This window comes from Sphingobacteriales bacterium, assembly GCA_012517435.1.
Classification (GTDB): domain Bacteria; phylum Bacteroidota; class Bacteroidia; order CAILMK01; family JAAYUY01; genus JAAYUY01.
In genome coordinates this window covers 22,336-29,541 of the sequence record JAAYUY010000158.1, presented here as the reverse complement: position 1 = coordinate 29,541, position 7,206 = coordinate 22,336, and the positions used below count along the sequence as shown (strand labels likewise).

At 39.6% G+C, this 7,206-nt stretch carries 9 protein-coding genes; 2 read left to right on the top strand and 7 right to left on the bottom strand.

What is annotated here, in order from left to right; all coding sequences use genetic code 11:
* The 4 genes from GX437_09245 to rbfA all read right to left on the bottom strand — a co-directional run.
* A partial coding sequence (locus GX437_09245; protein NLJ07840.1) for a hypothetical protein occupies positions 1–854 on the bottom strand: 854 nt, incomplete at its 3' end.
* Positions 855–921: 67 nt separating this feature from the next.
* On the bottom strand, positions 922–2,160 hold the full coding sequence (locus GX437_09240; protein NLJ07839.1) for an ABC transporter permease: 1,239 nt from the start codon (positions 2,158–2,160) through the stop codon (positions 922–924).
* A gap of 6 nt (positions 2,161–2,166) precedes the next feature.
* Positions 2,167–2,973: a class I SAM-dependent methyltransferase gene (locus GX437_09235; GenBank protein NLJ07838.1), complete on the bottom strand. Its 807-nt coding sequence runs from the start codon at positions 2,971–2,973 to the stop codon at positions 2,167–2,169.
* 2 nt (positions 2,974–2,975) lie between these two features.
* On the bottom strand, positions 2,976–3,344 hold the full coding sequence (rbfA, locus tag GX437_09230; GenBank protein NLJ07837.1) for a 30S ribosome-binding factor RbfA: 369 nt from the start codon (positions 3,342–3,344) through the stop codon (positions 2,976–2,978).
* Positions 3,345–3,482: 138 nt separating this feature from the next.
* On the opposite strand from rbfA, the gene GX437_09225 reads away from it, so the two are divergent.
* On the top strand, positions 3,483–5,306 hold the full coding sequence (locus tag GX437_09225) for an ABC transporter ATP-binding protein (GenBank protein NLJ07836.1): 1,824 nt from the start codon (positions 3,483–3,485) through the stop codon (positions 5,304–5,306).
* Between the two features lie 198 nt (positions 5,307–5,504).
* Positions 5,505–5,960, top strand: coding sequence for a hypothetical protein (locus GX437_09220; GenBank protein NLJ07835.1), 456 nt, complete (start codon positions 5,505–5,507; stop codon positions 5,958–5,960).
* A gap of 21 nt (positions 5,961–5,981) precedes the next feature.
* Here GX437_09220 and GX437_09215 read toward each other — a convergent pair whose 3' ends face one another.
* The 3 genes from GX437_09215 to GX437_09205 are packed head-to-tail and all read right to left on the bottom strand — an operon-like array spanning position 5,982 to position 7,194.
* Positions 5,982–6,401, bottom strand: coding sequence for a YjbQ family protein (locus GX437_09215; protein ID NLJ07834.1), 420 nt, complete (start codon positions 6,399–6,401; stop codon positions 5,982–5,984).
* A gap of 17 nt (positions 6,402–6,418) precedes the next feature.
* On the bottom strand, positions 6,419–7,021 hold the full coding sequence (locus GX437_09210; GenBank protein ID NLJ07833.1) for a c-type cytochrome: 603 nt from the start codon (positions 7,019–7,021) through the stop codon (positions 6,419–6,421).
* 2 nt (positions 7,022–7,023) lie between these two features.
* The gene (locus GX437_09205; protein NLJ07832.1) at positions 7,024–7,194 is read right to left on the bottom strand and encodes a cbb3-type cytochrome c oxidase subunit 3; all 171 of its coding nucleotides are present in this window, start codon (positions 7,192–7,194) and stop codon (positions 7,024–7,026) included.
* Positions 7,195–7,206 lie beyond the last annotated feature (12 nt).

Genomic DNA, 7,206 nt, shown 5'->3' with positions numbered 1-7,206 from the left:
TAAATAGCTACTGTGGGTACAAACTGAACTGTGGACAGAAAGACAATGTTTTCAGCTGCTACTATGTTGTTTGGACTTTGGGTAACTGGTATATTGCCGGCAATTTTATTCCATTTTTTATTGACAAAATCATAGGTCAATACGTTGTTGTTGTCGATGTAATAGATATAATTGCCTGATGTTTCTGAACTGAAAGACCATGAAAATGAACCAAAATCGCCTGACATACCTGTTGCCCGGATGGTATCGAAAGCAGTTCCGTTTGTGGTATAAAATGCCATGTTATCAATACTGTAAAAAACTTTTGACGTATTATGCCCTGCAATTCTTACGTCATGACTTGAGTTTACGGCAGCTAACACACCTTTGGTAAAGTTTATACCGTCTGATGAATAATAAATAAACAGACTGTCGTTATAATTCCAGCTTCTGATAAAGAGAAAGAGTTTATTGTTGGCAGAGCCTATTCCTGTAATACCAAAAGTATTGCTTTGCGGCAAACCAACCGGATAAACCCTGCTCCAGCTGAGGCCATTGTTGGATGATTTATAAATTTGGTCGCTGTATTCATTATGTACCAATAGATAAATATTGCTACCCAAAACACCATGTCCCCTGATTTCACCGCCTAATGAATCAAGTCCATATCCAGCGTAAGACCAGTTTTTACCGTTATCGGTGGATCTGAAAATCCCACTTCCTCCATCATCGTAACCTATTACTACCGAACCTGATTTGATCAATGTTCTGATATTGCTTTCTTCCAGGTCAGTGCTGTTCAATTGTGTCCATTGTGCCACAGAAACGAAGCAAAATGAAACGAGGAAAATCAGGGTACTAAAAAACTTATTCATAGCTTTTGATTTTAATTGTTTTAAAGTCCTGCAAGTTAAGTAAAATATTTTAAGCTTTAAATTTTTTTTATTGATTCAGATCTTCGAGGGAGAGATTTTTAAGAGCAACCTTTGCAGGGAAATAAGAAGACAAAAAACCAAGAAACACTACAGTAATAAATACCCATAAAAAATCCATCCACTTGAGGGCAACCGGATAAGCATCAATGACAAATGTGGTTCCCTGTGCCAGCTTAATGATTCCAAACTTCATCTGAATCAGGCAGACAAGCGTACCCAACAACAATCCTGCAACAGCACTGAACAACGACAAAAACATGCCTTCATAGAAAAAAACCCTGTAGATGCTCTTTTTATCCAGTCCCATGCTGTTGAGAATCATCATATCTTTCTTTTTTTCAATGGAAAGCATAATAAGACTTCCGATGAGATTGAAGCCTGCAATAATCAGTATGAAGGATAAAATAAGGTACACTACAAATTTTTCTGAACGCATGATGTTGTACAGCCACTTGTGCTGTTCCATCCGGTTCTGAACAACGGCTTTTCCTGTCAATAATTCATCCAGTTGTTTTTCAACAGCTTTCTTATCTGTATTCTGGCTGACAATCAATTCTATGGAAGTATATTTTTCGGGTTGTCGAACCAGTTCACGGATGAAAGCCAGAGGAACTATGAGATATTTTTCATCAAAATCCTGCTGAACCTGAAAAATCCCGGAAGGAACAATATTCAGCTGTTTGAAAAGACTTCCCGGAGTGGTTGAAAAAACAGAAGGTTGTTTACGGTTAGGGAAAAAAATCTGCAGATATGAAGACTGGCTAAACGTATTCATGCCCAGTTTGGAAGCCACTCCAGCACCAATGACGGCATAATAATTATCATTATCTTCAAGAAAAGGGTCTCCGGCTACTATCATGCTGTCGAGCCCGGTAGCCATTAAAAAATCCTCACTCATGCCCTTAAGCGTGGCAATGGTCTGATTGTCCTGATACTTGATTAAAGCATTTTCCTCAATAACCTGCGACAGACTGACAATACCCTCCATTTGCCTGATTTTGATAATGTCGTCATTATCGAGCTGAAAATATTTTCCGCTCAGGGGTACTATTTTAAAATCAGGGTCAAAACTATTGTAAAGGCTAAGTATAACCTGTTCAAAACCGTTAAACACAGACAAAACAATTATCAGAGCCATGGTACCAATGGTGATGCCTGCCTGCGAAATTCTCGAAATCCAATTAATGGCGTTGATTGACTTTTTAGAATAAAAATACCTCCATGCAATATGTAAAGGCAGGTTCATCCTTTATTATTTCCATGCTTTTACGATCAAACCGGTGCCGGTTTCATGTTTCAACTTAACATCCAGATAGTTGAGGAACATGGCCGGAAAGAATACGATTATCAGGTAAAAAGGCAGAATAACAAGACTTAATTTACTCTTGTTTATTAGAGTAACCGGAATTTTCATCAGAAGTTTCCATGAAATTTTTCCGGGCCATCCATAGGTATAGCGGCATTCGACCTTGGAAAAACCCGCTGAATGCAGCTTTTCAGTAATATCTTCAAAACTGTATCCGTCTCTGACATGCTCATCAATAAAAGAAGCATCTTCGTGATCGTGGACATCAGAGCCGCCCTTGTCGGAAGGGGTTGAAACCAGCAACATACCTCCCTGCTTCAGGGAAGTATAAAAGTTGGAAAACACCTGCCTGTCGTCAAGAATATGTTCCATGACATCAACCGATAAAATCAGGTGGTAAGTATCAGGTTTAATAAATGTGGTCAGGTCGGCCTGACTGCAAACAATGTTGTTCTTCCCGATCTGGCTAAAAAACACATTGGCTTTATCGACATGGCTCTGGCTGATGTCAATGGCTGTGATGTCAATGTTTTTCTTCTTACGCGAAACATACCAGCTGTATTGGCCAAAACCTGCTCCGGCATCCAGCATTTCAGTTTTTTCATCGTGATTTGATAAAAACTTCCTTAACTCTCTGTGGATATGCCAGGTTCTGAGTAAATACAGGTCAATTAACCTGAAAAATATCTTTTTTAATACAGGTGAAGCTGAAATGATGCCGTCAATACGGTGTTTGATAGGTTCATAATGCATCTCTATTCCTCTTTTTTATCCTCTGACTGATTGAGTTTTTTAAAAATTTCATCCATTTTTTCCGCATAATCAAGTGAGTCGTCATAAAAAAATGCCAGTTCCGGCACTCTTCTGACTTCATTTCTGATCCGGTGAGCCAGCATCATTCTGAGTTCTTTGGTGTTTTCCCTGACAGTTTCTATCATTTTTTCCTTGTCCTCAACGTTCAGAAAGTTTATATATACCTTTACATAACCCAGATCAGGGCTGACAATAGCTCTTGTAACACCAATCATAGCATTTCCAAAAAGTTTTTTCCCTTCATTCAGAAAAATATAACCCAATTCCTTTAGCATCAGGCGGGAAAATTTATCAAGACGTCTGTTTGTCATGGCTGCAAAATTAAGTCTTTGTATCTGCAAAAATCGTAATTATTTATTCATCCGGGTAAATCATTTAAGATAAAAACATCTGAATGAGCCTAAATTCATTCACTCTGTTTAGATTTGCCTGTTGAATAAACAGCCCTATTGAAGACTTATTGGCGAATAATACGTTTTATCAAACCTTATTACCGTGAGGTGATTCTGCATATATTCTTTGTTGCCATTTCCATCGTCCTGCTTGTGTCTTCCATTGCGCTGATAGAGCCGGTTATTAATCTGATTTTCAAGGATGAACCTGTAAACTCCATTATCCGCTCAAAAATAAGCAATATCAATATTTTTGGCTATATTACCGATGAAATCGTCAGAAGGATTCATGAACATGGAGGTAACCGGCAGCCTGCCCTCCTGTTTTCTTTAATGCTGATTGTATCTATTAATATAATAGGAAACATTTTCAGATACCTGTCTGCCTATTACATGGCCAATGTCAGGACAAAAGTCATACGCGATCTTCGCAGTACCGTTTTTGAAAAGGTCAGTTGGTTGCAGATTTCCTATTTTGAAGGAGAGCGTAAAGGAGACATCATGACACGCCTCACCTCTGACGTTCAGGAAATTGAAAACTCTATCGTGGTTTCTTTTCAGACCATTATCCGCGAACCTTTTACCATTATTGCATTCCTTTCCGTCATGCTCATATCTTCCATACAACTCACTTTACTGGTGTTTGTTCTTTTACCCCTTGCAGCCATTCTGATTACTTCCATTGGCAAGTCGCTGAAAAGGAATTCATTACGTACACAAAACATGTTGTCATGGATCATGAGTGTGGTTGATGAATTTACCTCTGGCGTCCGGGTAGTAAAGGCCTTCAGGGCAGAGCATTATGTTATCAATGTTTTCAAACATTACAACAACCGGTATTCTGCTTTTGCCAGGCGGCAGTTTCACCGGATCAACCTCATACCCGTCATTTCTGAAGTATTTGGCGTTATTACGATTGGTATCTTTCTCTGGTTTGGCGGACAACTGGTATTTACAGGAAAAATTGAAGCCGCCACCATCATAACCTTTGTCTTTTATTTTCAGCAGATTATTTCACCGTCAAAAAACCTGACAACTGCTTACAGCAATATCATGAAAGGCGTTGCCTCGGCAGAACGACTCTTTAAACTCTATGACTCGCCCCTGTTGATAAAAAACCCTGACCATCCCGTTCCCCTCAGTTCTTTTGAAAAAGAAATACGTTACGAAAATGTCAGCTTTGCCTACAATACAACGCTGGTACTGGACCAAATCAATCTTTGCATCGAAAAAGGACAATCGGTGGCTATTGTGGGGGAATCAGGCAGTGGAAAAACCACACTGGTTGAGTTGCTGTTCAGGTTTTATGATGTAAAGTCGGGGCGAATCACCATTGATGGTATCGACATACGCGATATGACCCTTCAGAACCTGCGTTCACTCATGGCAATCGTAACCCAGGAACCTATTTTATTTAATGATACTTTTTTCAACAATATAGCCTTCGGGCTTGAAAATGTGAAGGAAGAAGATGTCGTGGCAGCAGCCAAAGCCGCAAATGCGCACGATTTTATCATGGAATTTCCGGAAGGTTACCAGACCAATGTTGGCGACCGTGGTATGCTGATGTCGGGCGGGCAGCGGCAACGCATCAGCATTGCCAGGGCTATCCTGAAAAATCCACCTATTCTGGTTCTTGATGAAGCCACTTCCTCTCTCGATACCGTATCAGAAATGCTGGTACAGGAAGCCATCAACAAGCTGATGAAAAACCGTACAAGTATCATCATTGCCCATCGTCTCAGCACCATCCGGAACGCTGACCTGATAATTGTCCTCGACAAAGGATGCATTATGGAAAGCGGTACTCATAGCCAGTTGCTCCGAAAAAAAGGCATTTACAAAAAACTCTTTGATGCCCAGCAACTACAGGAGGAGTAATTCAGGCTTTTGGTAAATATTTGTGTCATTTGCCGTCTCCAATTTGTTGCAGGTTCGTAGCAGGGAACTTGTCAGATTGTGTAAGTTTCAGGTAGTTCGTAAAAATATTTGACTACTAATTACCCTGTATAAATTATTGATTTTGACTACAGAAAAATATCAGGTACTTTTGTTCAGAAATAAACATCAATTAAAATCGTGAAAAAATACAAACTTGATCAGGTCTTTGGCCCTGCAGGCCATTCAGCGGGTTTATTATTATTCCTTGCCGGATTGATTATCAGCTTTTTCTCTTTAAGTGGCTTGATTCTGCTTGTATTGGGAGCATTCGTTGGGTTTACCTCCACCTTCACCATGGTTGATTTTGAAAAAAAGAAAATTAAATATTCCACCCATATTTTGGGTATCATACCTGCCGGACATTGGATGGAAATTACACCAGGCATGAAGCTAAGCATTAAAAAATCAGACAAAGTATGGCGTGCATACAGTCAGACAAACCGGACCCTTGATGTTGACAATCGGGATTACAGAATAATTCTTTATGATGAAAATGGCAAAGAGATGATGCCTGTTCAAAAATCAGCCACAATGGATGCTGCAAAACAGGAGCTTGAAAAAATAAGAAAAGAATTAGATTTGGAGGTTTTTTAATGTTATTTCAGCCATTTGTTCTCAGAAAACTGATGCCGATGAATCCGTTACGGTTACCACCACTCTCCTGTCTTTTCTCGGACCGTCAAATTCGCAGAAAAAAATATTCTGCCAGGTACTTAATCCCAATTTTCCATTGATAACAGGCACTATCTCGGAAGGGCCGACTAATCCGGCCTTCAGGTGAGCATCTCCGTTACCATCCTGATTATCGTGCAACCAGATGCCTTTCGGAATTAGTTTTCGTAAGAGATGAATAACATCTTTCTGAACAGATTCATCCCAGTTTTCCTGAATCATGATGGCTGCGGTTGCTCCCTGGGCATATATGTGGACCATCCCTTCCTTCACTCCGCTTAAGCTGACAATTTTTTCAACCTCAGCTGTTATATCATACAGTTTTTCCCTTTCAGTTGTCGAAAAGCTGATGATTTTCTGCATTTTATAAATAGAAGTTATTACTCAACCTTTTCTCCCTGTGGGGCTTTGGCATTCGGAGGATTTGTACCCTTCAGGCTTAGAACATAACTGGCTGTTTTTAATATCTGCTCCCTGTTCATCTGATCTTTAAAAGGTGTCATCCCCTTGGTAATGTTGCCATTGGATATGATTTCGTAGAGGTTTTCAATTTTGTTTCCATAAATCCAGTATTCATCTGTCAGGTTGGGGCCGACCATTCCTTCGCCTTTCTGTCCATGACAGGTAACACAGGTAAACTTTGTAAATAATTCCTTCCCTTCAGCAAGGCTGGCTGCATCAGTGAAGGTAATCATCTCAGCCGGTTTGACATCGGCAATACCCGCTTTTTCTTTTTTCTTTTCAGCCTTTGCCAACTCATTCAGATATTCCTGATCCTGCAGAGGCAGTGCTTTGGTTACATGATATATGACCAGATAAAAAGCGGAAAAAACGATAGTGATATAGAACAAGGCCATTAACCAGGGAGGTGGCGGATTGTTCAGCTCTTTTATCCCATCAAATTCATTCATTTTAAGTTTTTCTCTTTCATCATCATAAATATCAAGCTGATTGTTCTGGTTTAATTCATGATTATTTTCCATAGCTAATCTTTTTTATCTTCTTCAATTGGAAAGTTTTTCATTTTTGAGCGATAATTTTTATCCAGCCGTAGTACCCAGATGATGGCACCGATAAATACGGCAAAGAATAAAAGCAAGGAGATGACAGACAGGATAATATGTCCGTCAATTCCTTCCACAAAACGGCTTAACATTCCCATATTCAG

What these genes read in the sequence shown, in the direction of transcription:
- rbfA (NLJ07837.1), bottom strand. Translation starts at nt 3,344, where the DNA reads ATGACAAACAGACGTCTTGATAAATTTTCCCGCCTGATGCTAAAGGAA.
- GX437_09240 (NLJ07839.1), bottom strand. Translation starts at nt 2,160, where the DNA reads ATGAACCTGCCTTTACATATTGCATGGAGGTATTTTTATTCTAAAAAG.
- GX437_09210 (NLJ07833.1), bottom strand. Translation starts at nt 7,021, where the DNA reads ATGGAAAATAATCATGAATTAAACCAGAACAATCAGCTTGATATTTAT.
- GX437_09205 (NLJ07832.1), bottom strand. Translation starts at nt 7,194, where the DNA reads ATGTTAAGCCGTTTTGTGGAAGGAATTGACGGACATATTATCCTGTCT.
- GX437_09215 (NLJ07834.1), bottom strand. Translation starts at nt 6,401, where the DNA reads ATGCAGAAAATCATCAGCTTTTCGACAACTGAAAGGGAAAAACTGTAT.
- GX437_09235 (NLJ07838.1), bottom strand. Translation starts at nt 2,973, where the DNA reads ATGCATTATGAACCTATCAAACACCGTATTGACGGCATCATTTCAGCT.